The organism is Demequina muriae (assembly GCF_030418295.1).
Lineage (GTDB): Bacteria > Actinomycetota > Actinomycetes > Actinomycetales > Demequinaceae > Demequina > Demequina muriae.
This window is the reverse complement of the sequence record NZ_JAUHQA010000001.1, coordinates 644260-669652: the sequence shown is the minus strand read 5'-3', so window position 1 is coordinate 669652 and position 25393 is coordinate 644260. Positions and strand designations below refer to the sequence as shown.

21 protein-coding genes and 1 other RNA gene are annotated in these 25393 nt (G+C 69.2%); 17 read left to right on the top strand and 5 right to left on the bottom strand.

Annotated elements, in window-relative coordinates:
- Window positions 1-6: 6 nt before the first annotated feature.
- Window positions 7-450 carry a pilus assembly protein TadG-related protein gene (locus QQX02_RS03045; RefSeq protein ID WP_301141137.1) on the top strand — a complete coding sequence of 148 codons (444 nt, stop codon included), beginning with the start codon at window positions 7-9 and terminating at the stop codon, window positions 448-450.
- A gap of 143 nt (window positions 451-593) precedes the next feature.
- Here the strand turns inward: QQX02_RS03045 and QQX02_RS03040 are convergent, their stop codons facing one another.
- On the bottom strand, window positions 594-2003 hold the full coding sequence (locus QQX02_RS03040) for a glycosyl hydrolase 2 galactose-binding domain-containing protein (protein ID WP_301141135.1): 1410 nt from the start codon (window positions 2001-2003) through the stop codon (window positions 594-596).
- 243 nt (window positions 2004-2246) lie between these two features.
- Between QQX02_RS03040 and pflB the strand changes: the two genes are divergently transcribed.
- The 3 genes from pflB (at window position 2247) to QQX02_RS03025 (ending at window position 5915) form a co-directional block, all read left to right on the top strand.
- Window positions 2247-4523, top strand: coding sequence for a formate C-acetyltransferase (gene pflB, locus QQX02_RS03035; protein ID WP_301141134.1), 2277 nt, complete (start codon window positions 2247-2249; stop codon window positions 4521-4523).
- Window positions 4524-4607: 84 nt separating this feature from the next.
- Window positions 4608-5435 (top strand): pyruvate formate-lyase-activating protein, encoded by an 828-nt coding sequence (gene pflA, locus QQX02_RS03030; RefSeq protein WP_301141133.1) that lies wholly within the window; start codon window positions 4608-4610, stop codon window positions 5433-5435.
- Between the two features lie 57 nt (window positions 5436-5492).
- Window positions 5493-5915 (top strand): rhodanese-like domain-containing protein, encoded by a 423-nt coding sequence (locus tag QQX02_RS03025; protein WP_301141132.1) that lies wholly within the window; start codon window positions 5493-5495, stop codon window positions 5913-5915.
- 28 nt (window positions 5916-5943) lie between these two features.
- On the opposite strand, the gene QQX02_RS03020 is transcribed toward QQX02_RS03025, so the two are convergent.
- The gene (locus QQX02_RS03020; RefSeq protein ID WP_301141131.1) at window positions 5944-6912 is read right to left on the bottom strand and encodes an SLAC1 anion channel family protein; all 969 of its coding nucleotides are present in this window, start codon (window positions 6910-6912) and stop codon (window positions 5944-5946) included.
- 238 nt (window positions 6913-7150) lie between these two features.
- Between QQX02_RS03020 and QQX02_RS03015 the strand changes: the two genes are divergently transcribed.
- From QQX02_RS03015 to prfB, 5 genes are all read left to right on the top strand, one after another.
- Window positions 7151-8548: an L-lactate MFS transporter gene (locus QQX02_RS03015; protein WP_301141130.1), complete on the top strand. Its 1398-nt coding sequence runs from the start codon at window positions 7151-7153 to the stop codon at window positions 8546-8548.
- A 2-nt stretch (window positions 8549-8550) separates the two neighbouring features.
- Window positions 8551-8682, top strand: coding sequence for an MFS transporter small subunit (locus tag QQX02_RS03010; protein ID WP_274519730.1), 132 nt, complete (start codon window positions 8551-8553; stop codon window positions 8680-8682).
- 227 nt (window positions 8683-8909) lie between these two features.
- Window positions 8910-11636 carry a bifunctional acetaldehyde-CoA/alcohol dehydrogenase gene (gene adhE, locus QQX02_RS03005; RefSeq protein ID WP_301141126.1) on the top strand — a complete coding sequence of 909 codons (2727 nt, stop codon included), beginning with the start codon at window positions 8910-8912 and terminating at the stop codon, window positions 11634-11636.
- A gap of 197 nt (window positions 11637-11833) precedes the next feature.
- Window positions 11834-12034 (top strand): hypothetical protein, encoded by a 201-nt coding sequence (locus QQX02_RS03000; RefSeq protein WP_301141125.1) that lies wholly within the window; start codon window positions 11834-11836, stop codon window positions 12032-12034.
- Between the two features lie 84 nt (window positions 12035-12118).
- Window positions 12119-13228 (top strand): peptide chain release factor 2, encoded by a 1110-nt coding sequence (gene prfB / locus QQX02_RS02995; RefSeq protein ID WP_301141124.1) that lies wholly within the window; start codon window positions 12119-12121, stop codon window positions 13226-13228.
- 18 nt (window positions 13229-13246) lie between these two features.
- On the opposite strand, the gene QQX02_RS02990 is transcribed toward prfB, so the two are convergent.
- Window positions 13247-13636, bottom strand: a complete 390-nt coding sequence (locus QQX02_RS02990) for a DUF1801 domain-containing protein (RefSeq protein WP_301141123.1) — start codon at window positions 13634-13636, stop codon at window positions 13247-13249.
- A gap of 236 nt (window positions 13637-13872) precedes the next feature.
- On the opposite strand from QQX02_RS02990, the gene ftsE reads away from it, so the two are divergent.
- The 5 genes from ftsE (at window position 13873) to QQX02_RS02965 (ending at window position 19366) form a co-directional block, all read left to right on the top strand.
- Window positions 13873-14565: a cell division ATP-binding protein FtsE gene (ftsE, locus tag QQX02_RS02985; protein WP_301141122.1), complete on the top strand. Its 693-nt coding sequence runs from the start codon at window positions 13873-13875 to the stop codon at window positions 14563-14565.
- Window positions 14566-14575: 10 nt separating this feature from the next.
- Window positions 14576-15487, top strand: a complete 912-nt coding sequence (ftsX, locus tag QQX02_RS02980; protein ID WP_301141121.1) for a permease-like cell division protein FtsX — start codon at window positions 14576-14578, stop codon at window positions 15485-15487.
- Window positions 15484-16845, top strand: a complete 1362-nt coding sequence (locus tag QQX02_RS02975) for a peptidoglycan DD-metalloendopeptidase family protein (RefSeq protein ID WP_301141120.1) — start codon at window positions 15484-15486, stop codon at window positions 16843-16845. The genes ftsX and QQX02_RS02975 overlap by 4 nt, the downstream gene beginning before the upstream one ends.
- Before the next feature lie 74 nt (window positions 16846-16919).
- Window positions 16920-17384 (top strand): SsrA-binding protein SmpB, encoded by a 465-nt coding sequence (smpB, locus tag QQX02_RS02970; RefSeq protein ID WP_301141119.1) that lies wholly within the window; start codon window positions 16920-16922, stop codon window positions 17382-17384.
- Between the two features lie 53 nt (window positions 17385-17437).
- Window positions 17438-19366 carry a DUF2207 domain-containing protein gene (locus QQX02_RS02965; RefSeq protein WP_301141118.1) on the top strand — a complete coding sequence of 643 codons (1929 nt, stop codon included), beginning with the start codon at window positions 17438-17440 and terminating at the stop codon, window positions 19364-19366.
- A gap of 13 nt (window positions 19367-19379) precedes the next feature.
- Here QQX02_RS02965 and QQX02_RS02960 read toward each other — a convergent pair whose 3' ends face one another.
- Both QQX02_RS02960 and QQX02_RS02955 read right to left on the bottom strand, forming a co-directional pair.
- On the bottom strand, window positions 19380-20357 hold the full coding sequence (locus tag QQX02_RS02960; RefSeq protein WP_301141117.1) for a serine hydrolase domain-containing protein: 978 nt from the start codon (window positions 20355-20357) through the stop codon (window positions 19380-19382).
- Between the two features lie 102 nt (window positions 20358-20459).
- A complete protein-coding gene (locus tag QQX02_RS02955; RefSeq protein ID WP_301141115.1) occupies window positions 20460-23108 on the bottom strand; it encodes an MMPL family transporter in 2649 nt (882 codons plus the stop codon).
- 136 nt (window positions 23109-23244) lie between these two features.
- Between QQX02_RS02955 and QQX02_RS02950 the strand changes: the two genes are divergently transcribed.
- From QQX02_RS02950 to QQX02_RS02940, 3 genes are all read left to right on the top strand, one after another.
- Complete coding sequence (locus QQX02_RS02950; RefSeq protein WP_301141112.1) at window positions 23245-23805, top strand: TetR/AcrR family transcriptional regulator; 561 nt, start codon at window positions 23245-23247, stop codon at window positions 23803-23805.
- Between the two features lie 81 nt (window positions 23806-23886).
- Window positions 23887-24254, top strand: a transfer-messenger RNA (tmRNA) gene (gene ssrA, locus QQX02_RS02945).
- A 132-nt stretch (window positions 24255-24386) separates the two neighbouring features.
- On the top strand, window positions 24387-25343 hold the full coding sequence (locus QQX02_RS02940; RefSeq protein ID WP_301141111.1) for an aldo/keto reductase: 957 nt from the start codon (window positions 24387-24389) through the stop codon (window positions 25341-25343).
- Window positions 25344-25393: the final 50 nt, after the last annotated feature.

Genomic DNA, 25393 nt, shown 5'->3' with positions numbered 1-25393 from the left:
ACGGACGTGCGAGACGACGACGGGAACATCACCCTGTTGACTCTCGGATGGGTGGTGCTCACCTTGCTGGCACTGCTCGTGATGGCGGCAGCCACCCAGGTGCACCTCGACCGCATGCGGCTGACGAGCCTCGCTGATGAGCTCGCGCTCGCGGCCGCCGACGAGCTCGATGCGGGGGAGTACTACTCCGCGGGCGGCGACACCGTGACTCTCGACGACACGGTGGCGCTCGACGACGACGCGATGGCCGGGGCCGTCGCCGCCTGGCTGGCAGCAGACGCACGCGAGTGGGCGGGGGAGGTGGCCGTGGTACAGGTGACGGCGGCGCCGGACGGAACGGCGACCGTGACCATTGCGCGCCGTGTGCTCCCGCTGTTCGACATCGACGCACTCGCGTCCTTCTCGGACGGCATCACCCTCACGGCCGAGGGTCGGGCGCGCGCGGGCTGACGATGCCCGGGCCGGCTGCGATCCCGTAAGTGTCAGCTGCCGTGCGCCGAGCGGGTCGAAAGCGCACACGTCTCGACACTTGCGCTGACGGGGACGCGGGTGCGGGTGGGCAACCGGGTGCGGGTGGAAAGGCGGGAGACGGGTCAGGTGGTGAGCCGGGCCGGGTCGAGCACCGCGATGATGCCCGAGACCAGCGATCCGTACGCACGGTCCTCGACGGTCCCGTACGTCAGCAGCGACGGGTGCGGCGCGAGCCGGGCCACGTGCTCCCGGGTCTCCTCGATGGCCTCGCCCTGCACGGGAGCTCCCGTGCGGTAACCGTCGCCCACGAACGGCGGGTCCTGGACCACGAACATGCCGAGCTCGTCGCACACCTGGTAGAACTCGGGCGACTCGTACACGCCCACGCCGTCGACGTGCAGCACTCCCACGCCCGCATCGCGCTGCCGCTCGACGACGGCACGCACCTGTTCCACCGTGACGCGAGCGAGCACCGTGTCGAGGGGAGTCCAGAGCGCGACCGTCAGGTCGACCTGCCGATCGTTGACCGTCACGCTCACCCGCTCGGTGCGCGGCGAGACCTGAGGTGGATCCGCGAACTCCTCGCCCGCATCGGCCGTGGTGTGCTCCGTGGCGGGCAGCGCGTTGACGGCGCCGTCCAAGGTGACCGAGCGGAAGCCCACCCGGCGTGCGTGCGTGTCCAGGCGCTCGTCGGTCGAATGCAGGTCCACGACGAGGTCGTAGAGCCGCGCGGGGCCGTGGCCGTGAGGCCACCAGGCCTCGATCTGGGGCGCTTCGACCGTCACCACGCCGGTGACCTCGCCTGGCGGGATCTGCGCGCTGGCCTCGGCGCCCGCGACGGAGGCCCACACCGTCAGCGGCTCGCCCGAGGCGCGCTCCACGCGCACGTGCACCTGCACCCGACCGGTGTCGCGGTCGAAGCTGACCAGTGGCCGCACCTCGTCCAGCCGTGCCACGCGCCACCGCTCGATGCGCACGCCGCCGCGGATGCCCGCCGAATGGGCGGGTGCGCCTCCGAAGGGTCCGAAGCCCCACGCCATCTTGCGCACGCCTCGGTAGGCGCGCGTGACGTCGCCGCGCCGCGCATCGGCGTCCACCCCGCGTGCATACGCGAGAGCGGAGGCGAAGTCGACGGTGAGCCTGTTGGCGCCGCCGGTCACCAGCTCGCGCACGTCGAACCGGTAGGAGCGGTGCATGTTCTTGGTGCGGGCGATCTCGGTGTCGTTGAGCCTCACGGTGGCGACCGTGTCGAGGCCGTCGAACACCAGGTCGACGCGTTCGCCCTCCGTCGCGGGGGTGGCCGCGAAGACGGTGGCGTATCGCCACTCGCACCACGCCATCCAGTCGGCGGCGGTGCCGTCCTCGCGCGGGCCGTCGGGGAGCAGCCCGGCGCGGTCGAGGTCCAGCGGGGCCGACCCGGGCACCTGTGCGGGGATGGTCGCGCGCTCGACTTGGGACGGTGCATCGCCCCCGGCATGCGTCAGCGTCCAGCCCTCGTGGATGGGATTGGCGACGAGGGTGACGGCGGACAACGGCGGCTCCGGAAAGGGTCGACGCGAGCAGGGGGACGAGCGACAGTCTGGCATGTCGAAGCCGGGTACGGCAGACTGACCCCAGAGGGCAGTGACGAGGGTCATTGGTCCCATGGCGAGGCCTTTCCCCGGGGGTAGCGTCGAGTTATCGCCGATGGCACCTGATCAGGTCGCCACGGTGCAGTACATGGCTCGGCTCGATCCGCTACCTACGGAGACGGCCCCACCAGGGAGGAAACACCCATGACCGCCACCGATATCCCCACCACCTCAGCCGCAGACTCCGCCGCCCACGAGGCCGAATGGCGCTCCTTCGAGCGCGGCCCGTGGTCCGATGCGATCGACGTCCGCGGCTTCATCCAGGCCAACTACACGCCGTACGAGGGCGACGCCTCGTTCCTCGAAGGCCCCACCGAGCGCACCGTACGCGCCTGGGAGTCCATCACCGCACTGTTCCCCGAGGAGCGTGAGAAGGGCGTCTACGACGTGGACGCCACGACCCCCTCGTCGATCACCGCCCACGCCCCCGGATACGTGCGTGAGGGCGAGGATGTCATCGTCGGCCTCCAGACCGATGCGCCGCTCAAGCGCGCGATCATGCCGTACGGCGGCTGGCGCATGGTGGCCAACGCCCTGGAGACCTACGGCTACGCGGTCGACCCGCAGCTCGAGAAGATCTTCAGCGAGTACCGCAAGACCCACAACGCCGGCGTGTTCGACGTCTACCCGCCGAACGTCCGCGCCGCTCGTCGCTCGCACATCGTCACCGGACTGCCGGACGCCTACGGCCGTGGCCGCATCATCGGCGACTACCGCCGTGTGGCGCTCTACGGCGTCGACGCACTCATCGCCGCCAAGAAGGCAGAGCGCGGCATCCTCGACATGGAGCGTTCGACCGAAGACGTGATCCGTGACCGCGAGGAGAACGCCGAGCAGGTCCGCGCGCTCCAGGAGCTCAAGCAGATGGCGGCGAGCTACGGCTACGACATCTCGGGTCCGGCAGGCAACTTCCGCGAGGCCGTGCAGTGGCTCTACTTCGCTTACCTGGGCGCGGTCAAGGAGCAGAACGGCGCCGCGATGTCGCTGGGTCGCACCTCGACCTTCCTCGACGTCTACGCCGCCCGCGACCTCGCCGAGGGCACGTTGGACGAGTCCGACATCCAGGAGGTCGTCGACGACTTCGTCATCAAGCTCCGCATCGTCAGGTTCCTGCGCACCCCGGAGTACGACGCCCTGTTCTCTGGCGACCCGACCTGGGTCACCGAGTCCATCGGCGGCATCGGCGATGACGGCCGCCCGCTGGTCACCAAGACGTCCTTCCGCTTCCTGCAGACCCTGTACAACTTGGGCCCCGCACCGGAGCCGAACCTGACCGTGTTCTGGTCCGAGAAGCTGCCTCAGGGGTTCAAGGACTTCTGTGCGCAGGTGTCCATCGACACCTCCTCGATCCAGTACGAGACCGACGAGCTGATCCGCTCCCAGTGTGGCGACGACGCAGCCATCGCGTGCTGCGTGTCCGCCATGGAGGTCGGCAAGCAGATGCAGTTCTTCGGGGCTCGCGTCAACCTCGCCAAGGCGATGCTGTACGCGATCAACGGCGGCCGGGACGAGATGTCCGGTGCGCAGGTCGCGCCGGTGAGCGCCCCGCTGATGGGTGAGGTGCTCGACTACGACGAGACCCTCGAGGCGTTCGACGGGCTGCTGGACTGGCTCGCCGAGACCTACGTCGACGCGCTCAACTGCATCCACTACATGCACGACAAGTACGCCTACGAGCGTCTGGAGATGGCGCTGCACGACGGCTCCATCCTGCGCACCATGGCGTGCGGCATCGCCGGGCTCTCCGTCGCAGCCGACTCGCTGAGCGCGATGAAGTACGCGACCGTTCGCCCCATCCGGGACGAGACCGGCCTCGCGATCGACTACGAGGTCGAAGGGGAGTACCCGACCTTCGGCAACGATGACGACCGCGTGGACGACATCGCGATCGAGCTCGTGCACCGCTTCATGGCCAAGGTGCGTCAGCAGCCCACCTACCGCGGTGCGAAGCACACGCAGTCGGTGCTGACCATCACGTCGAACGTGGTCTACGGCAAGCACACGGGCAACACCCCCGACGGTCGCCGTCTGGGCGAGCCCTTCGCCCCGGGCGCGAACCCCATGAACGGGCGCGACACTCACGGCATCGTCGCCTCGGCGCTGTCGGTCGCGAAGCTGCCCTACGACGACGCACAGGACGGCATCTCGCTCACCACCACGGTGGTGCCGGCGGGCCTGGGCCGCGACAAGGCGGAGCAGATCAAGAACCTGGTCGGCGTGCTCGACGCCTACTCCGTCTCTCACGGCTTCCACATGAACGTCAACGTGCTGAACCGCGAGACGCTCGAGGACGCGATGGAGCACCCGGAGAACTACCCGCAGCTGACCATCCGGGTCTCGGGATACGCCGTCAACTTCGTACGGCTCACCCGCGAGCAGCAGCTCGACGTGCTGTCGCGCACGTTCCACGGCGGCCTGTAAGCGCACGACCCGGCGGCCCCGTCCCCCACGTGGGGACGGGCGCCCCGGCCCCGGAGAGTTCGCTCGCGCACCAGGAGGTGCACAATGTCCGACCACACTGTCTCGGTGGACCTGAAGCCCGGTCCGCCCATGGAGATCGCCGACGCCGAACTGGCGGAGTCCGAGAGAATCGTCGACCACACCGCAGGCTCGGTGCACTCGTGGGACCTCGTGACCGGCGCCGACGGCCCTGGCACCCGCATGACGCTGTTCATGGCGGGATGCGGACTGCGCTGCCAGTACTGCCACAACCCCGACACGTGGCGCATGAAGAACGGAGTGCGCCACACCGTCGAGGAGGTGATGGAGCGGGTCACCCGCTACCAGAAGGTCATGGAGGTCACCGGCGGCGGCCTCACCATCTCCGGCGGCGAACCGCTGCTCCAGTCGAAGTTCGTGACCCACGTGTTCCACCAGGCGCACGCGCTCGGCATTCACACGGCGCTCGACACCGCGGGCCTGCTGGGCGCGCGGCTCAGCGACGAGGACCTCGACGACATCGACCTGGTGCTGCTCGACATCAAGTCGGGGCTCCCGGAGACCTACAAGCGGGTAACCGGTCGACCGCTGCAGCCCACCCTCGACTTCGCTGAGCGGCTCTCGCGCCTGGGCAAGAAGATGTGGGTGCGATTCGTGCTCGTCCCCGACCTCACTGACGCCGAGGACAACGTGGACGCGGTCGGCGCGTTCGTGTCGACGCTCGACGGCGTGGAGCGGATGGAGATCCTGCCCTTCCACCAGATGGGCGAGTACAAGTGGGAGGCGACGGGGGAGCCGTACCTGCTGGCAGACACCAAGCCGCCCACGGACGAGCTCATCGAGCGGGTCAAGGGGCAGCTGGAATCGTATGGACTGCCGGTGACGGTGGCCTAGCCGCCGTACCCGCCGCGGGTTGTGCCTATCGATACCCCTAGGGGTATAGTGGTCGGCATGAGAATCCGCACTCTTCGCGCAGCCATGATCGCTGCCCTTGCCGCCGTCGCCCTCTCCGCGTGCTCGTCCGGACAGGATGACGCCGCCGACGCCGGCCCTGTCGCCTTCGATGGCGCCCACGTGGGCGGCGAGGCGTTCACCGAGGCCACCGAGGCCGAGGGCGTCACCATCATCGACGTCCGCACCTCCGGCGAGTTCGCCGAGGGTCACGTCCCGGGAGCCGTCAACATCGACGTGTCCTCGCCCACCTTCGCCGATGCGGTCGCCGAGCTCGACGCCGACGGCGCCTACGCGGTCTACTGCCAGTCCGGCAACCGGTCGCGGGTGGCGATCGACCAGATGGCTTCAGCCGGACTCACCCGCACGGTCGGGCTCGAGGGCGGAATCGGCGCCTGGCCCGGCGACGTCGCGACCGGCTGATGCCTCGCTCTGCTTGTCGCGCCGTGGTCTAGGGCTCGGGCAGGAGCAGCTCGCCGGTGGCGAAGCCGCGCGCCGTGCGCACCGCCAGCGCCACGACGAAGCCGCTCGCGAGTGCCAGCGTGACGCCGCCCGCCCACCCGTAGAACGCGCCGGATCCGTCGTGGAAGGCGGAGACGAACGCCACCGCGGCCGCCGCCAGCGGGAACGTGTACGCCCACGCGGGGAGTGCGAACGGTGCCGCGCGGAGTGCCCCGGCGTGGGCCACCAGCGCGACCAGGTTGAACAGCGCCACGGCCAGCAGGATGCGGCCCAGCGGGTCTGACCACTGCCCTCCGAGGCGCACCCACGAGATCGCGGCGACCGCTGGCGGCGCCACCATGATGGCCAGGGTGGGCGCCAGCCGCGGAGGGATGACCCCGTAGACGAACAGTCGGGTGAGCACGATCGGGAGCAGCCCGAGCCAGTACAGGATTCCCACGCCGAAGAAGAACCACGAGATGTCCACGGGCGCATGCTCCACCCCCGCGAGGGGCACGACGAGGTTGCCGACCACCGGGATGAACCATGCCGGATGCACGTGGACGTGCTCGAGCTGGGCATCGGTGGACCACGTGCGGATGACCCACACGGAGACCGTGAGCATCGTGGCCGCGCCGGCCCACCACAACGCCGCGGAGGTCGGCCCGTGGTGCGGCACCAGCGCCGCAGACGTGATGAGCGCGGCGATCGGGATGGTGGCGGTGAAGGCCGTGCGGATGGGGTGTCGCCACTCGGCGGCCACGGCCTGAGGATGCCTCGCGGCCTTCACGGCATACGCGGCGAGCAGCACGCCGAGCACCGCGAGAGCGGCCCATGCCAGGACGGCGCCCACCGCGCTGGGCACGGGCCAGGCCACGGCGGCGTGGTTCCAGGCGGCGGACAGCCCCCCGATGCCCATGACGATGGCGAAGGCGCCCACGGGCAGGTGCGCGACGGACGGGCGGGGTGAATCGGTCATCGGGTGTCCTCGCGTGCGGTGCTGAGCGTTCGGGGTGGGGACCAGTCCCAGACTATGCGCCCGAGGGTCGTGGCGAGCGGGAGGCCATGACACGCGATCCGCGCGGAGTGTCGGGTGCGGAACGATCGGGCCGTGGCCGCCCACTTTGCGCTGAGGTGACCTAAGTCCCTGGGAAGGGGTTCTTTCTCCCGGAACGATAGTCAGCATCGAAACTCGATTCCCCGGAGGGAGAACGATGATGTCCATCCTGAGCCGTGAGCGCACCATTGCGCCGCCTGGATACAACCGTTGGATGGTGCCGCCCGCGGCACTCGCCGTCCACCTGAGCATCGGTCAGGTGTACGCGTTCAGCGTCTTCAAGGACGCGCTGATCGAGAGGTTCGACGCGAGTCACACCCAGATCGGCATGATCTTCTCCATCTCGATCGTGATGCTCGGCCTGTCTGCCGCGTTCGGCGGGCGCTGGATGGAGCGCACCGGGCCGCGCGCCGCGATGGTGCTCGCCGCCTTCGCGTGGGCGGGTGGCTTCGCAGTCGCCTCGTTCGGCGTCTCCATCGGACAGCTGTGGCTCGTGTACCTGGGCTACGGCGTGCTCGGCGGCATCGGCCTGGGGATGGGCTACATCTCGCCGGTGTCGACGCTCATCAAGTGGTTCCCTGACCGCCCGGGCCTCGCGACCGGCCTCGCCATCATGGGCTTCGGCGGTGGCGCGATGGTCGCCGCACCTCTGTCCCAGTTCCTGCTCAGCAACTACGCGGACACCCCGGCCGATGCGCTCGTGCCGTCGTTCCTGACGCTCGGCGGAATCTACTTCCTCCTCATGCTGGCCGGCGCCGCGGTGGTGCGAGTGCCGCACAAGGGCTGGCTGCCCGAGGGCTACGTGCCCTCGGCGCACCGATCGAAGGTCTCCAGCGGCGGCCAGGTGAGCGCGACGAACGCGATCAAGACCGCGCCGTTCTGGCTGCTGTGGATCGTGCTGTTCACCAACGTCACCGCCGGCATCGGCATCCTCGAGAACGCCAAGCCCATGGTCGAGGATTTCTTCCCCGCCATCACGGCCGCCGCGGCCGCCGGGTTCGTGGGGCTGCTGTCGCTGGCCAACATGGCCGGGCGCATCGGCTGGTCGAGCCTGTCCGACGTGATGGGCCGCAAGATCACCTACGTGATGTACCTGGGCGTCGGAGCCCTCGCATACGTGTCGATCGCGCTGTTCGGCCCCTCGGCGATGGTGGTGTTCGTGCCGCTCGCGGTGCTGATCATCAGCTTCTACGGCGGCGGCTTCGCGACCATCCCGGCGTACCTCAAGGATGTGTTCGGCGAGTTCGAGGTGGGCGCGATCCACGGCCGGCTGCTGACCGCCTGGTCCGCCGCCGGAGTGGCCGGCCCGCTGATCGTGAACTCGGTGCTCGACAACCTTGAGGCGCAAGGGCTCGAGGGCGCCGACCTCTACCGCCCGTCGCTGCTCATCATGGTGGGCGTGCTCGTGGTCGGCTTCATCGCCAACCTGCTGATCAGGCCCGTCGCCGCGAAGTGGCACGAGCACGTCGACGCGGTGCCGCACCACGAGCTCGACGCGACGCAGGATGCGGTCGAGGACGCTGCGGACCTGCCCACTCTCGCCGAGACGAAGGGATGATCATGACCGACAAGAACACGGCCCCGCGCCGTACCAACCCCCTGGCCATCGCGCTGTGGGTGGTGGTGGGCTCCGGCCTCGTGTACGGCGTGACGCAGACGGCCATCAAGGCCGCGGCGCTCTTCACGGGCTAGGCCTCCATCGGCTGGCGACAGTCACCTGTACGACACCAGGGCGGCACCTCCGCAGGCGGGGGCGCCGCCCTTGTGCGTGCCCTGCCGCCGCCGCGGTCCCCGAGCCCCGCGCGCATCGGCCGTGGGCCCTTGGTCCCCGGGACCATCGCCCCTGAGAAACCGCCTCGGACGGGCATACCTTGGTCACATCAGGGCGCACCCCGCGTCCTCCCTCGGAAGGAATCGAGATGACTGCCACCACCGAGTCGCCGGCCACCGCAACCGCGGTCTCCGACGAGATCGACCGCCTTGTCGCCAACGCCCAGAAGGCGCTCGCGGACTACTCATCCCTGACGCAGGACGACGTGAACCTGCTCGTCAAGAAGGCGTCGGTCGCGGCGCTCAACCAGCACGGCGCCCTCGCCGTCATGGCGGTCGAGGAGACCGGCCGCGGCGTCTTCGAGGACAAGGCCGTGAAGAACATCTTCGCGTGCGAGCACGTCACCCACTCGATGGCCACCATGAAGACCGTGGGCGTCATCAACGAGGACCCGATCCTCGGCATCACCGAGATCGCGGAGCCCGTGGGCGTGGTCGCAGGCCTCACGCCGGTCACCAACCCCACCTCGACCGCCATCTTCAAGTCGCTCATCGCGCTCAAGACCCGCAACCCCATCGTGTTCTCCTTCCACCCGAGCGCACAGAAGTCCTCCGTGGCGGCGGCGCGCGTGGTGCGCGACGCGGCGATCGAGGCGGGCGCCCCCGAGAACTGCATCCAGTGGGTCGAGACCCCCTCCCTCGAGGCCACCAGCGCACTCATGAACCACGACGGCGTCGCGATGATCCTCGCGACCGGCGGCAACGCGATGGTCAAGGCCGCGTACAGCTGCGGCAAGCCCGCACTGGGCGTCGGCGCGGGCAACGTGCCCGCCTACGTGCACGAGTCCGCGAACCTCAAGCGCGCCATCAACGACATCGTGGTCTCCAAGGCCTTCGACTTCGGCATGGTGTGCGCGTCCGAGCAGGCCGTCATCCTCGACGCCTCGATCTACGACGCCGCGCTCACCGAGTTCGACCGTCTCCACGCGTACCGCGTGACGCCGGAGGAGAAGGTCATGCTCGAGGAGCTGATCTTCGGAGTCCAGGCAGGCGGCGAGAACTGCGCCGGCGCCAAGCTCAACCCGAACATCGTCGGCAAGTCCCCCAACTGGATCGCCCAGCAGGCTGGCTTCGAGGTGCCCGAGGAGACCTCGATCATCCTCGCCGAGGTGTCCCACGTGGGCGAGGCCGAGCCGCTGACGCGCGAGAAGCTGGCCCCCGTGCTGGCCGTCCTGCGCGCCGAGAGCACGGAGCAGGGCCTCACGCTCGCCGAGCAGATGGTCGAGTTCCACGGACTGGGTCACTCCGCCGCGATCCACGCTGAGGACCTGGATCTCATCCAGGAGTTCGGCCGCCGCGTCAAGGCCGTCCGCGTGATCACCAACTCGCCCTCCAGCCAGGGTGGCATCGGCGACATCTACAACGCCCTGATGCCGTCCCTCACGCTGGGCTGCGGCTCCTACGGCAAGAACTCCGTGAGCAGCAATGTCACGGCGCTCAACCTGATCAACGTCAAGCGCATCGCCCGGAGGAACAACAACATGCAGTGGTTCAAGGTGCCGGCGAAGACGTACTTCGAGCCCAACTCGATCCAGTACCTGCGCGACATGCCGAACGTCGAGCGCGTCACGATCATCACGGACGCGACCATGACCCGCATCGGCGTCGTGGACAAGATCCTGGACGTGCTCCACCGTCGCGGCAACGGCGTGTCGGTTCAGATCATCGACAACGTCGAGCCCGAGCCGTCCATCAACACGGTCAAGGCCGGTGCCGAGGTGCTGCGCGCCTTCAAGCCCGACACCCTGATCGCCGTGGGTGGTGGGTCGCCGATGGACGCCGCCAAGGTGATGTGGCTCATGTACGAGCACCCCGAGGTCGTGTTCTCTGACCTGAAGGAGAAGTTCTTCGACGTGCGCAAGCGCGCGTTCACCTTCCCCAAGCTGGGCGAGCTCGCACAGCTGGTGTGCATCCCGACCACGTCGGGCACCGGCGCCGAGGTGACCCCGTTCGCGGTGATCACCGACACGGACACGGGGCGCAAGTACCCGCTCGCCGACTACGCGCTCACGCCCACCGTCGCGATCATCGACCCGGTGCTGACGGCGAACCTGCCCTCACGCGTCGCGGCCGACTCCGGCATGGACGCCCTCACCCACGCGACCGAGGCCTACGTCTCCGTCTACGCCAACGACTTCACCGATGGCATGGCGCTGCAGGCGATCCGGCTCGTGTTCGAGAACATCGAGGAGTCCGTCACCGTAGGCGGCACCGCGGTGAAGGCTCGCGAGAAGATGCACAACGCCGCGACGATCGCCGGCATGGCGTTCGGCAACGCGTTCCTGGGACTCGTCCACGCGATGAGCCACACGACCGGCTCGATGTTCCACATCGCGCACGGCCGCACCAACGCCATCTACCTGCCGCACGTGATCCGCTACAACGGTCGCGTTCCCACCAAGCCCACCTCGTGGCCCAAGTACGAGACCTACGTGGCGCCCGAGCGGTTCCAGGAGATCGCCAAGATGCTCGGTCTCGCACACTCGACCCCGGAGGAGGCCGTCGAGGCCTATGCCGTGGCCGTCGAGGAGCTGCGCGACAAGCTGGGCATCGAGCGCTCCTTCCAGGAGGTGGGAGTCGACGAGGCGGAGTTCATGTCCTCTCTCGACACGCTGGCCATGAATGCCTACGAGGACCAGTGCGCACCGGCGAACCCGCGCGTGCCGATGCTCGCGGACATGAAGGTGATGATGGAGGCCGCGTACTACGGGGTCAAGTACGAAGAGGTCAAGGGTCGCGCGGTCACCGAGGCCGCTGCTCCCGAGGCGTCCGAGGCTCCCGCCAAGAAGTCGCGGTCTCGCAAGGCCGCCAAGTAATCGGAGCGCTGGCGGGGCGGGAGGCCGCCCCGCCAGCGTGACCCACCACCGTCGCCGGTCAGGACACACCCGGCGCACATGAGAGCCCCGGTGCCTGCGCGCCGGGGCTTTCGTGTGCCCGCATCGGCCCGCGCTCGCTCGGAATGCTCGCACGGCCGATGCGGTTGTCGGGGGCGTACCGACGAGAGGAGTGCAGCATGATCGCGTATCGCAAGCACGCAGCCGTTCTCATCGGCGCCGGGGTGCTGACCCTGGGCCTGACGGGATGCGGCGACGCCGACGCCGGCGACGTCGTGGACGAGACCACCGCAGAGATCTCCGAGGGAGCCGAGGAGGTCGAGGACTCCGTCGAGGAGGGCCTCGACGAGGCCTCCGAGGAGGCGAACGACGAGGACTAGCGTCCTCCTGGTCGTGCCGCCGGGAGCGGGGCCTCCTCGCCCCGGCGGCACGGGTCGCATGGGTCGCCACTAGACTTGACCGTCGTGGCTACTGACTTCCCTGCAGAGATCTCCGCGCTGCGGTCGACCTTCGAACAGATCGAGGCCGTGACCGACCCCGACACGCTGCGCTCGCAGCTGAGCGAGCTCGAGGACCAGGCCGGGTCGCCCGACCTGTGGGACGACCAGGACCATGCCCAGGCGGTCACGCAGAAGCTCAGCAACACCAAGGCGGAGCTCGACCGGCTGGGCTCCTTCCGCCAGCGCATCGATGACCTCGAGGTCCTCGTGGAGATGGCGGTCGAAGGCAACGACGCCGAGACGCTCGCCGAGGCGGACGCCGAGCTCACCAAGCTGCGCGCCGACCTCTCGGCGATGGAGGTGCGCACCCTCATGACGGGGGAGTGGGACGAGCGCAACGCCGTCGTCACCATCCGTTCCGGCGCTGGGGGAGACGACGCGACCGACTTCGCCGAGATGCTGCTCCGCATGTACCTGCGCTGGGCGGAGCGCCACGGCTACGCCACCAAGGTGCTCGACACCTCCTACGCCGAAGGCGCCGGGATCAAGTCGGCCACGTTCGAGATCCAGGCGCCGTACGCGTTCGGCATCATGTCGGTCGAGGCCGGCACCCATCGCCTCGCGCGGATCAGCCCCTTCGGCTCCGCCGACAAGCGTCAGACGAGCTTCGCCGCCGTCGAGGTGATCCCGCTCATCGAGGGCACGGACCACATCGAGGTGCCGGAGACCGACATCAAGGTCGACGTCTTCCGGTCCTCCGGCCCAGGCGGTCAGTCCGTCAACACCACCGACTCCGCGGTGCGCATCACGCACCTGCCGACCGGGCTCGTGGTGTCGATGCAGGATGAGAAGAGCCAGATCCAGAACCGCGCCGCCGCGATGCGGGTGCTGCAGTCGCGGCTGCTCCTGCTCAAGAAGGAGCAGGAGGCCGCGCAGAAGAAGGAGCTCGCAGGCGACATCAAGGCGAGCTGGGGCGACCAGATGCGCTCCTACTTCCTCTACGGTCAGCAGCTGGTCAAGGACCTGCGCACGGGACACGAGGTGGGGAACCCGCAGGCGGTGTTCGACGGCGACCTCGACGGGTTCATCGACGCGGGCATCCGCTGGCGACGTCAGCAGGTCAGCGACAGCTGAGGACGCCCCGCCGGCGCGTCAGCGCCGGTGATACAGCAGGGCCGAGCGGATGTGCTCCCGCAGTTCGTCCCGAGGGATCGGCCCGCCTGCGGGAACCACGATCGCGCGCGTGCCGTCGTGAGCGAGCAGGTCGCCATGAGCGGCGCGGAACTCGTCGACGAGGCTCGTCTGACAGTGGGTGAAGAGCGCGACGTCCGTGCCGCGGCCGATGCGGTCGATCCTCACCGTCGTCCCGATGCGCGGCCGTGCGGGCAGGTAGCTGGGCTGCCCCCACTTCAGCGTCTCGAGCACGGGCTCGATCGCGGGGTCGGCGGCAGCAACCTCCCACACCAGGCGGCGAAGCTCGAGGATCCGGTCGCGCACCGCGTCCGGGTAGTCGGCGATGGCCGCCTCGACGTCGGGAGGCACCGGTGGTGCCTCAGTCCGCGCGCTGTCCGGCACGGTGCCCCCTCTCCTGGTGCTTCGATGCTAGCCATGACTCGTCGCCCCGCGCCGCCCTGCGTCGCCACGGGGCGCAAGCGCTCCGTCGGGGGCCCAGGGTGTGATCCATATCGCATCGGCGCCCCCGGCGCGCCTACTGCCGCGCCGACGTAGGCTTTCTTACCCTGCAAGAAGCGCGAGTCCAACCCCTCGCGTCCGGTGGCATGATTCGACTCGATAACGTCAGCAAGGTCTACACGCGCGGAGCGAGGCCTGCCCTCGACAACGTCTCCGTGGAGATCGAGCGCGGCGACTTCGTCTTCCTCGTGGGATCGTCGGGGTCCGGCAAGTCGACCTTCCTGAAGCTCATCCTGCGCGAGGAGCGCTCGACCGCGGGCGACGTGTTCGTCGCGGGCAGGCACCTCAACAAGCTGTCGAGCTGGCGCGTGCCGCACCTGCGCCGCGAGATCGGCGCGGTGTTCCAGGACTTCCGCCTGCTGCCCAACAAGACCGTGTATCAGAACGTCGCGTTCGCGCTGCAGGTGATCGGCAAGTCCAAGCGCGACATCCAGACCAACGTGCCCGAGATGCTCGAGCTGGTGGGACTGGCGGGCAAGGAGCGCCGGCTGCCGCACGAGCTGTCGGGCGGTGAGCAGCAGCGCGTCGCGATCGCGCGCGCATTCGTCAACCACCCGCCGATCCTCCTGTGCGACGAGCCCACGGGCAACCTCGACCCCGGCACGTCCGTGGGCATCATGCGCCTGCTGGACCGCATCAACCGCACCGGCACCACGGTGCTGATGGCGACGCACGACGACGAGATCGTTGACCAGATGCGCAAGCGCGTGATCGAGCTCAAGGGCGGTCACCTCGTGCGCGACCAGGACCGTGGCGTGTACGGCCTGGAGACGGTGTGAGGCGCGCGGCATGAGAATCCGGTTCATCCTCGGCGAGGTCGCGAGCGGCCTGCGCCGCAACTCGACCATGGCGCTGTCCGTGGTGCTCGTGACGTTCGTGTCGCTGACGTTCGTGGGCGCCGCCGCGCTCACCCAGATGCAGGTGCAGCAGCTGCGCGACGCCTGGTACGGCGAGGTCGAGGTGTCGATCTTCCTGTGCCCCGAGAACTCTCTGTACGAACAGTGCGCCGCCGGGCCCGTCTCGCCTGACCAGGAGGACGACATCCGTGGCGTGCTCGAGGAGGGCTCCGTCGCGGACATCGTCGACGAGGTCTACTACGAGACCCGCGAAGAGGTGTTCGAGAACATCGTCGGCGCCGATGAGACCGGCGTGTACTCGCAGCTGGAGCCCGCAGACCTGGGCCCCGTGTTCCGCGTCAAGCTCACCGACCCGGAGCAGTTCCAGGTCGTGGCGGACGCCACCGAGGGCCTGCCGGGCGTCGAAGAGGTCAACGACCAGCGCGAGGTGTTCGACGAGCTGTTCCGCTTCCTCAACGCCGCCACGTTCATCGCCGCCGGGCTGGCCGCGGTCATGATGCTCGCGGCCGTCCTGCTCATCACCACCACCATCCGGCTCAGCGCGCTCAGCAGGCGGCGCGAGACCACCATCATGCGCATGGTCGGCTCCTCGAAGAGCCTGATCCAGATGCCGTTCATGCTCGAGGGCGCCGTCGCCGCCACGCTGGGGGCCGTCCTCGCGATCGGTGGGCTGTATCTCTCGGCCCGCTACTTCATCGAGGACTGGCTGCACGGCTCGATCGCGTGGGTCGACTACGTGGGCCGCGATGACGTCTGGACCGTGGCGCCATGGCTGCTCGCGATCGCCGTGGGCCTCGCTGCCCTCGCCTCGTTGGCGACGCTGGGAAGGTACACGCGCGCATGACTCGGACTCGCAGGCTCTCGGCCCTCGTCGTGGCGATCCTCGTCGCGGCGATCTTCGGCGGCTATGCCGTGGGCGCATCGGCGCTGTCCCCGCAGGGGCTCCCGCAGGCGTCCTCCGACGACTACCAGGACGACATCGATGCCACCGAGCGCGAGCGCAGGGCGGCGGAGCGTCGCGCCGAGCAGCTCGAGCACGAGCTCGAGAACACCGACGCGCGCATCGTCGAGGCCGACGAGGAGCTGCGTGCTCTCGAGGGCGAGCTCCCCGCGCTCGAGGAGCAGCTCGAGGACGCCGAACGGCGCGTCGAGGCCGCCATCATCGAGCAGGGCATCGTCCAGGACAAGCTGGACTCCGCCGAGGCGCAGGACCGCGCCATCTCCGAGCAGATCGCGGAGGACGAGGAGCGCACGGCCTCTCTCGAGGCGCTCGTCGCCGCGATCGCGCGCGAGACCTACAAGGGCAATGACAACTCGGCGGGGCTCGCCATCGTCTTCGGCTCGTCCGACACCCAGGACTTCGTGGACGAGTACACGGCCCAGCAGTCTGCGACACGGGTGCAGAGCAACGCGCTCGGCGAACTCGAGGAGATCGCGGCCGTCAACCGCAACCGCGGCGCGCGTCAGGACGCGGTGCGCGAGTACATCGGCGAGCTCAAGGCGGAGATCGATGCGCTCGTCATTCAGCTCGACGAGGCGCGCGAGGTCGCCCAGGAGGCGCGTGACGAGGTGCAGGCGCTGCTCGACGAGCAGGAGGAGCTGCGTGCGTATCTCGAGTCTCAGCGAGCCGCGTTCGTCGCACAGCAGGAGGAGAACGAGGCGCTGCAGCAGCAGCTCCGCAACGAGGTCCTGACGCTGTACTCGAAGAAGCGCGAGGCGGAGGAGCAGGAGGCAGAGAGGGCCCGCAAGCGCGCCGAGGCCAACAACTCCAAGCCCAGCAGTGGGCTCACCAAGGGCTCGTTGGCCTTCCCCACCAAGGTGCCGTACAAGACGTCGTCGTTCGGCATGCGTCAGCACCCGATCTACAACTACATGCGCCTGCACGCCGGCACCGACCTGCGCGCCTACTGCGGCACCCCGATCTACGCCTCCGCCGCCGGCACCGTCGAATGGGCCACCTACAAGCCGGGCTACGGCAACCAGGTCCTGATCGATCACGGGATCATCGGCGGCAAGTCCGTCATCACGAACTACAACCACTTCTCGCGGTTCGCCGTGGGCGGTGGTCAGCGGGTGGCCCGAGGGGACCTGATCGGCTACTCGGGCTCCACCGGCTCCTCGACGGCGTGCCACCTGCACTTCGAGGTGTACGTGAGCGGCAGTGTCGTGAATCCCGAGACGCTGCTCCCGAACTTCCCGTAGCGGCCGCCACGGCCCGGTGCCTCTATACTCGAACGTCCCTGTCCCCACACAGACGGCACTCGAGGAGGTGAGTCATGGCAGACGAGCAGAAGATCGTCGCGACCAACAGGTCGGCGCGCCACGACTACTTCATCGACAAGACCTACGAGGCCGGCATCGTGCTCCAGGGCACTGAGGTCAAGGCACTCCGCGCGGGCCGTGCGGCCATCGGCGAGGGCTACATCTACGTCGACAACAACGAGGCCTGGCTCGAGAACATCCACATTCCCGAGTACGCGCAGGGGACGTGGACCAACCACGCGCCGCGGCGACGTCGCAAGCTGCTGCTGCACCACACCGAGCTCGACGAGCTGATGATCAAGACGCGCGAGAAGGGCTTCACGATCGTGCCGCTGCGGCTGTACTTCGTGAAGGGCCGCGCGAAGGTCGAGATCGGCATCGGGCGAGGCAAGAAGCTGTACGACAAGCGCCAGACGCTGCGCCAGAAGCAGGACGACCGTGAGGCTCAGCGGGCCATGAGCCTGCGCCGCAACACCTAGGACTCCCCGTGGAAGTGGCCCGCCGCTGGCCGTGACCTCGGCACAATGGAGGCATGCCCTCCCTTGCTCTCGCCGCCACGGCGCGGTCGACCGTCGCCGCCGCCATTCGTGTCGTGATGGTCGCATGCGTCTGCGCGCTCGTGCTGGCCGTGTCCGCCCTGCCCGCCGCCGCATCGGCCGGTGACGGTGCCGGTTCAGACGACTACCCGGGTCGCGAGGTGCTCCAGTGGGACGCGACCTACGCGCTCCAGGTCGACGGCTCGGTCGACGTCCGCACGGAGATCGACTTCGACTTCGGCGATGACCCCGGCCACGGCGTGGTGTTCACGCTGCCCACCGCTCAGCCGATCGAGGACGGGTACGAGCGTCTCTTCGACATCACGGACGTCACGGCGGAGAGCCCTTCCGGGGCGCCCGACGACCTGGCCACCGAGGCGCAGGGCGGCAGCCTGGTGGTGCGGATCGGCGATGAGGACGTCGACGACGTGTCCGGCACGCAGACCTACGTCATCACGTACTCGGTGGCGCGCGCCATGAACTCCACCGAGGCCAGTGAGACCGAGAGCGGGATCGCAGGTGACGAGTTCTTCTGGAACCCGATCGGCACGGGATGGGAGACCCCCATCCGCGACGTGACCATCACGGTCGAGTCGCCGGTCGCGGCCACCGAGGTCGCGTGCTTCGCGGGGCCGCAGGGAACCACCGACGCATGCGACGCCGTGGGCGACCCCGCACCGTCGGTCACGTTCGAAGCGTCGGGCCTCGAGCCGGGCGAGCCCGTCACGATCGCCGCGCTGTATCCCGCAGGCACGTTCGACACCACTGCGCGCACCCGCATCGAGAACGACATCGTGCGCGCGTTCGCGATCACGCCGTGGACGGTGGGCATCTCGGTGGCCATGCTCGCGGCAGGTCTGGGAGCGCTGGCGCTGTACTTCCGCCGCACTGCCGTGGACCGGCAGTACGCGGAGCTCACCCCTGGCCTCGGGCCGGTGTCAGGAGCCGATGCGGGCACGCGACCGGTGGCCGGCGGCCAGCCCGTGGCGGTGCAGTTCGAGCCCCCTGCGGGACTGCGGCCAGGTCAGCTCGGCACCCTTCTCGACGAGAAGGCCGACGTGCGCGACGTCACGGCCACGATCGTGGACCAGGCCGTGCGCGGCTACCTGCGCATCGACCCCGTCGGCGACGAGCAGGAGCCGGAGGGCACGGCTCCGCGTGACTACACGCTCGTGAAGCTGCGCGAGGGGGACGACGCGATGCCCGCCTACGGGCGCACCCTGTTCGACTCGATCTTCGACGGGCGCGAGCAGGTGACGCTCACGGACCTGAAGGCCACGTTCGCGGCCGATCTCGCGAAGGTGCAGAAGGAGCTCTATGCGGACGTCACGGACCGAGGGTGGTTCCATCGGAACCCGCAGACGGCGCGGGTGACGTGGGCATCGATCGCGGTGGTGGGGCTCGTGGTCGGTGTGATCGGCACGCTGGTGCTGGCGGCAAACTCCCGGTGGGCCCTCGTGGGGCTGCCGGTCGTGATCGTCTCGATCGTCGCACTGGCGCTGACGGGCGCGGCGCCGGCGCGGACCGCCGAGGGCACCAAGGTGCTGGCGCAGACCAAGGGCTTCAAGCTGTTTCTCGAGACGGCCGACGGCTATCGCCTCCGTTTCGAGGAGGGGCACGACATCTTCAGCCAGTACCTGCCCTACGCGATCGCGTTCGGCATCGCCGACAAGTGGTCGGCGAAGTTCGCCGCCCTCGCCCAGGAGGGCTACGACGTGCCGACGCCCACCTGGTACGGCGCGTACTACGGAGGCGGCTTCTGGCTGGCCCACCAGAACTTCGGGGCTCAGATGCAGGACTTCACCTCGCTCGCGGACGCCGCGATCTCCACGCCGACGGCGGGCGCCAGTGGGGGATCGGGGTTCTCCTCGGGCGGTGGGTTCTCCGGTGGCGGAAGCTTCGGCGGCGGTGGCGGGGGCTGGTGACTCTCGCGGCGGTCTAGCAGCGATCGGCCTCGGCACGCAGCCTCGCGAGCCCCGCGAAGCCGTCGCGGTCCAGGCTCGCGGCCGTGGCGGACACGAGCGCGAGCCCCACGCCCGCGTCACGATCCACGCCCACCCACGACGCGAACCCTCCGGTGCGCCCGTTGTGCCACGTCACCGACGCGTCTCCTGTGCGCGTCGTCAGCCACGCGGCGCCGATGCGCGACGCTCCGGGCGCATCGGCTGCCGGGTCGAGCGCGCTGATGCCCGGGGCGCGGCGCTCGATCAGGCCACCGAGCAGCGCCGCCAGGTCAGCGGCGGTCGCCCGGACGCCGCCGGCGGGCCCGATCGCCTCGCCCGTCCACGGCTCGTGGGGGCGTCCGCCCTTGGACCGTCCTGTGAGGGCAGTGGGCCCCAGGCAGCGCGGAGTCGAGGGGACGGATACCCCGGTCATTCCTAGGGGCTCGGCGACGCGAGCCAGCAGCAGTCGCTCGTACGACGTGCCGGCCGTCCTCGCGAGCGCCGCCCCGAGAAGTGCGAAGCCAAGGTTCGAGTACACGAAGCGGGGCTTGCCGAGCCGGACGTCGGCCGCCTCGTCGAGCAGCTGATCGACCGAGTCGCCGTAGGGATTCTCCCCGTGTCGCCACATGCGCCACGTGCGCCGGAGCATGGTGCGGGGGCCGCCGTACGGAGGCTGCGGGGGCAAGCCCGATGCGTGCGTGGCCAGTGACCCGAGCGTCGCCTGGGCGTAGGCCCCCTCGGGCCGGTCCAGCGCCTCTCCCAGCGTGGTCTCCGGTGTGACCTCACCCCGGTCGACGGCATCCTGGTAGAGCAGGCCCGTGAGGCCTTTGGAGACCGAGCCGATCTCCGCGTCGGCCGCCTCGGGCGCGCCGTAGGTGCGATGAGCGGTGTCGCCGCCCGCCACGGCGGCGATCAGCACGCGGTCGTGGCGGTGGTGGAGTCCGGAGCGGAGGGGGTCGAGGTCGAGCGTCATGCGCACCACGCTAGGCGGGCGGGCGCGGGCGTGGCATCGGCCGCGAGGACGGTCTGGGGTCAGGGGGAGCCAGGGCGTCGCGAGACGCCCTGGCCCCTGAGATCAGGCGCGGTCGGCGGTCGCCGCCGACGTCGTGGCTTCCGCGCTGTGCGCGTGCACCACCGGGTGTGAGCGCTCGAGCGCCGATCCCTCGACGTCGACGTTGGGCAGGATCCGGTCGAGCCACCTGGGCAGCCACCAGGCACGCTCTCCGGCCACGTGGATCAGCGCGGGAACGATGACCATGCGGACTACGAAGGCGTCGAGGAGCACGCCCATGGCGAGCCCCAGGCCCATGGGCCGGATCATCGCCGTGTGCGAGAAGATGAACCCGCCGAACACCGAGGCCATGATGATGGCCGCCGCGGTCACGACGGCGCGGCCGTTGCGCATGCCGGCCACCACCGCCTGGCGCGCGTTCGCCCCGTGGACGTAGGCCTCCCTCATCCCGGACGTGAGGAACAGCTGGTAGTCCATGGCCAGCCCGAACAGGATGCCCGTCAGCAGGATGGGCAGGAAGCTCAGGACCGGACCGGGGGAGTGGACGCCGAAGATGTCGGACAGCCAGCCCCACTGGTAGACGGCAGTGACCACGCCGAAGGCGGCGAACAGCGACAGCACGAACCCGGCCGTGGCGATGATCGGCACCAGCAGCGAGCGGAACACGATGATCAGGATCACCAGCGACAGCCCGACCACGACCGCGAGGTAGAGCGGCAGTGCCTCGTCGAGCTTCTCGGACACGTCGATGTTGCCGGAGGCCGAGCCGGCCACTCCGATCGGAGTGCTGCTCAGGTCGGCGCCCTCCACCGTGAGGTCGACCGGCGACAGCTCGCGCAACGCGTTCACCAGCTGCTCGGTGGACTCGCTGGATGGTCCCTCGCGGGGGATGACCTGGAACGCCATGAAGTCGCGGTCGTCGGAGACGGCCGCGGGTGCGGCGGCGGCCACGTCGTCCTCGGCCGTGATCACGTCGATGATGGCGACCTGGGTCGCGAGGACGTCCTCCTCGGCCACTGCCTGGGGGAGATCCGCGGTGACGAGCAGGGTGCCGTTGAGTCCCTCGCCGAACCGCTCGTCGATGGTGGTGTACGCCTGGTACTGCGTCGAATCCTCGGGCTCCTGGGTGCCGTCGGGCAGCCCCAGCCGCATGGACGCCGAGGGAATGGCGATGACGGCGAGGGCCACGGCGGCGACGACCAGTGCGAGCACGGCGCGGCTCGTGCGCATGGGCGTGAGGGGCTTCTCCGCCTCCTCAGGGTGGCCGATGCGCGCACGCGAGCGCTTGGAGATCGCCCGCATGCCGGTGAGGCCCAGCAGCGCCGGCGTCAGCGTCACCGCGACCAGCACGGCGATCGCGACGCAGAACGCCGCGACGGAACCCATGACGCCGAGGAACGGCACGCCGGTCACGTTGAGGGCGAGCAGAGCGATGAGCACCGTCGAGCCGGCGAACACCACCGCGTTGCCGGAGGTGCCGTTGGCGAGCCCGATCGACTCGTGGACGTCCATGCCCCGCTTGAGCTGCATGCGGTGCCGGTTGACGATGAACAGCGAGTAGTCGATGCCCACGGCGAGGGCGAGCATCACGCCCAGCACCGGGGTGACAGCAGACATCTCGGTGACATCCGAGAAGGACAGGGCCGTCGCGACGCCCACGCCCACGCCGATGATCGACGTGATGATGGGCTGGATCGCCGGCAGCCAGGTGCGCATCATGACGAGCAGCACCACGAGGGCGAGGGCCACGCCCACGATCTCGCCCACGCCGAGGATGCCGCCCACGGTCGTGGCGATCTCGGCGGAGAAGTAGACGTCCACGCCGTCGATCGGGGTCGACTCGACCGCGTCGATCACGCCGTCCTTGTCCTCCTGCGGGAGGTTGAAGCCGCTCTCTTCGAACTGCACGACGCCCAGCGCGGTGGAGCCGTCCTCGGACACGGTGCGGATGCCAGACGCGGCGTCGGCGAGCTCACGTCCCAGCTCGACCTGGGTCGACTGAGCCTCCAGCTCGGCGAGTCCGGCGTCGAGCTCGCCCTGCTGGGCGGCGATCTCCTCGAGTCCCGCGTCGATCTGCGCCTGCTGCTCGTCGAGAGCGGACTGCTGGGCGTCCAGCTCTGCCTGCTGGGCCTCGAACTGGGCCTGCTGCGATTCGTAGGCGCCCGCGTCCTGCGCCTGCTGGACGGCGGCGTCGAGCTGCGCCTGTCCCTCGTCCAGCTGCGCCTGCCCGGCGTCGAGCTGTGCCTGACCGGCCTCGAGCTCGGCGAGCCCGGCGTCGATCTGCTGCTGACCCGCCTCGATCTCCGCGCGGGCACCCGCGATCTGCTCGGCGCCGGCTTCGAGCTGCGCGACCTGCTCAGCGCGCTCCGCGGCCGTGGCGAAGGGGTCGACGATGCCCGAGACGGAGCCGACCTCGGTGGCCGAGGCGAGCGCCTCACTGATCTGCCCCTGCTGGTCCTCGTCGAGCGCCGAACCGTCCTGGGATTCGAACACCACCCGCGCGGATGCGCCGTCCAGCCCGGAGATCTCCTCGGAGAGCTGGTCGGAGACGCGCTGGGTCTCGGTGCCCGGAATCGTGAAGCTGTCGGTGAGCGTGCCGCCGAAGGTGAGGAACGCGCCGGCGGCCGCGGCGAGCGCCACCAGCCACGCGACGATCGCGATGAACGGTTTGGCTGCGGAGCCACGGCCGATGCGGAACAGGAGGTTGGCCACGTCAGTGCCTTTCTCAGGGGAGGGGACGATTGAGCGGCGACGATGCCTGAAAAAAGTGTAACCCGCATCTGTGATTTACACGACAAGTGTCGGTTATCGATTGGTGAATGCCTGGACGAGGGTGCACAATCGAATGGTGGACGCACGCATCGCGAGAACTCGGCGCCGCCTCCAGGAGGCGCTGTTCGACCTCGCGCACGAGCAGGGGCTCGACCATGTCTCGATCAGTGCCATCGCGAAGCGGGCCGGCGTCAACCGGACGACCTTCTATCAGCACTACGCGGACAAGGAGACGCTGCTGGCCGATGCGCTTGATCTGGTCGCGCAGGAGGCAGGCGCCGAGCTGCATGGGATCAACGAGTGGTCGACGGAGCCGCCCGCGCCTCTGGTGACGTTCCTCACTCATATCGATGCGCACGCAGAGCTGTACCGGAGGGTCTTCTCCGAGCCGGGCTCGGGCGCGGTGCTCGCGCGATTGCGCCACCACGTCAACGATGCGGTGTCCGCGTCGGCCGCGACCGTGGTCGAGCGGGACCGAGACGTACCCCTCGACGTGATCGCCGCAGGTGTGACCGGGTCGATCATCGGCGTCATCGGGGCGTGGCTCGACCACGATCCCCGCGCGCCCGTCGACGACGCCGCACTGTGGGTGTGGCGCATCATCATGGGCCCGCCCGACGCCTACGCGACGAGGTGACGATGCCGGCCGCGCGCCGCCCGCGCATCGGCCGTTGATCGTTGTCGGTGCACCGGCGTACACTGAAAGCACAACTGCACAGGGGATGATCGGTTTCGACGTGTGTGCTTTCCTCAGGGGAAGCGGGCCGAGGACGTCACGTTATCTCGTTAACGATCGTGGCAAACCAATAGGTGCCGATTCCAAGCGCACCGACTTCGCCCTCGCTGCTTAAGCGAGCCTAGAAGTCCGTCAGCCCAGGCTTGTTCCCGTCCTGGTTCCTGGCGTCATTTAGGGAACTTGCTCCACCTCCTCGTCACCAGGGGGTGGGGGACTCTTAGGTGACTGGGGCTATCGCACAGTTTGTCTGAAGACAGTGCGGGTCCGAGATACTGAGCATTCAGACTGCGCCCGGAGAATACCTGTCGTCGTGCACGCGGACGCGGGTTCGATTCCCGCCATCTCCACGCTTTCATCCCTGGTAGGTGACCGAAAGGCCACTGCGCTCCCTTGCGGAGCGCGGTGGCCTTTCGTGCGCCCGGGTCACGCCGGTCCAGCGGCCGATGCGCTCGTCGAGGCTGCGGGCGGCTAGCGTGAGACGCATGGAACAGCGCACCCTCGGATCCGCCCCGTTCGCCGTCAGCGCCATCGGACTGGGCTGCAACAACTTCGGCCGCCAGGGCACGGCGTCGCAGACGCAGGAGGGCACGGACGCGGTGATCCACGCCGCACTCGATGCCGGCGTCACCTTCTTCGACACCGCGGACCTGTACGGCGGCGAGTGGGGACTCTCCGAGTCGCTCATGGGGCACGCCTTGAAGGGCCGCCGGGACGAGGCGATCGTCGCGACAAAGTTCGGCTTCACCGAGGTCGCCACACCGCTCGACGAGCGCGGCGCGAAAGGCTCCCGTGCGTACCTGCGGGCCGCGTGCGAGGCGTCGCTCGAGCGGCTCCAGACGGATCGTCTCGACCTCTTCCAGCAGCATCAGCCCGACCCTGCCACGCCCATCGAGGAGACCATCGGTGCGCTGTCCGAGCTGATCGACGAGGGCAAGATCCGCGCCTACGGCGTCTCGCAGTTCACGGCGGAGCAACTCACGCAGGCCGATGCGGCGGCGACGGGCCTCGGCGTGCCCGCCATCGCCTCGAGCCAGGACGAGCTGAGCCTGGTCGCACGTGCCGTGGAGACGGATGGTCGGTTCGCCGCCGCTGAGCGCATCGGCGCGGGGTTCCTGCCATTCTTCCCGCTGGCCAATGGGCTCTTCACCGGCAAGTTCACGCGCACCGACATGCCTGCCGACTCGCGGATCGCGCGCCAGCGCCCCCACATCGCCGAGCAGGCGGACTGGGACGCGATGGAGGCCTACCAGCGGCTGTGCGACGAGTGGGGCGTGACCATGCTGGAGGCGACGTTCGGGTGGTTCCTGTCACGCGCCGCTGTGTCCTCGGTGATCGCCGGCGCCACCCGACCCGAGCAGATCCGCCAGAACGCCGCCTCCGCCTCGTGGCGCCCAGCGCCGGATCACGTGACGCTGATCGAGGCGCTCTTCCCCGCCTGACGGGCGCCGCAGACGCGCCGGAGAGGGCAGTCCACCGCGTGTCCGATTGC

Bases quoted from the DNA above. Each gene is read 5' to 3' on its own strand.
- QQX02_RS02975 (WP_301141120.1), top strand. From the start codon at position 15,484: ATGACTCGGACTCGCAGGCTCTCGGCCCTCGTCGTGGCGATCCTCGTC.
- pflB (WP_301141134.1), top strand. From the start codon at position 2,247: ATGACCGCCACCGATATCCCCACCACCTCAGCCGCAGACTCCGCCGCC.
- QQX02_RS03020 (WP_301141131.1), bottom strand. From the start codon at position 6,912: ATGACCGATTCACCCCGCCCGTCCGTCGCGCACCTGCCCGTGGGCGCC.
- QQX02_RS02940 (WP_301141111.1), top strand. From the start codon at position 24,387: ATGGAACAGCGCACCCTCGGATCCGCCCCGTTCGCCGTCAGCGCCATC.
- QQX02_RS02965 (WP_301141118.1), top strand. From the start codon at position 17,438: ATGCCCTCCCTTGCTCTCGCCGCCACGGCGCGGTCGACCGTCGCCGCC.
- QQX02_RS03010 (WP_274519730.1), top strand. From the start codon at position 8,551: ATGACCGACAAGAACACGGCCCCGCGCCGTACCAACCCCCTGGCCATC.
- QQX02_RS03000 (WP_301141125.1), top strand. From the start codon at position 11,834: ATGATCGCGTATCGCAAGCACGCAGCCGTTCTCATCGGCGCCGGGGTG.
- adhE (WP_301141126.1), top strand. From the start codon at position 8,910: ATGACTGCCACCACCGAGTCGCCGGCCACCGCAACCGCGGTCTCCGAC.
- QQX02_RS03025 (WP_301141132.1), top strand. From the start codon at position 5,493: ATGAGAATCCGCACTCTTCGCGCAGCCATGATCGCTGCCCTTGCCGCC.
- smpB (WP_301141119.1), top strand. From the start codon at position 16,920: ATGGCAGACGAGCAGAAGATCGTCGCGACCAACAGGTCGGCGCGCCAC.
- QQX02_RS02960 (WP_301141117.1), bottom strand. From the start codon at position 20,357: ATGACGCTCGACCTCGACCCCCTCCGCTCCGGACTCCACCACCGCCAC.
- QQX02_RS03015 (WP_301141130.1), top strand. From the start codon at position 7,151: ATGTCCATCCTGAGCCGTGAGCGCACCATTGCGCCGCCTGGATACAAC.
- ftsX (WP_301141121.1), top strand. From the start codon at position 14,576: ATGAGAATCCGGTTCATCCTCGGCGAGGTCGCGAGCGGCCTGCGCCGC.
- ftsE (WP_301141122.1), top strand. From the start codon at position 13,873: ATGATTCGACTCGATAACGTCAGCAAGGTCTACACGCGCGGAGCGAGG.
- pflA (WP_301141133.1), top strand. From the start codon at position 4,608: ATGTCCGACCACACTGTCTCGGTGGACCTGAAGCCCGGTCCGCCCATG.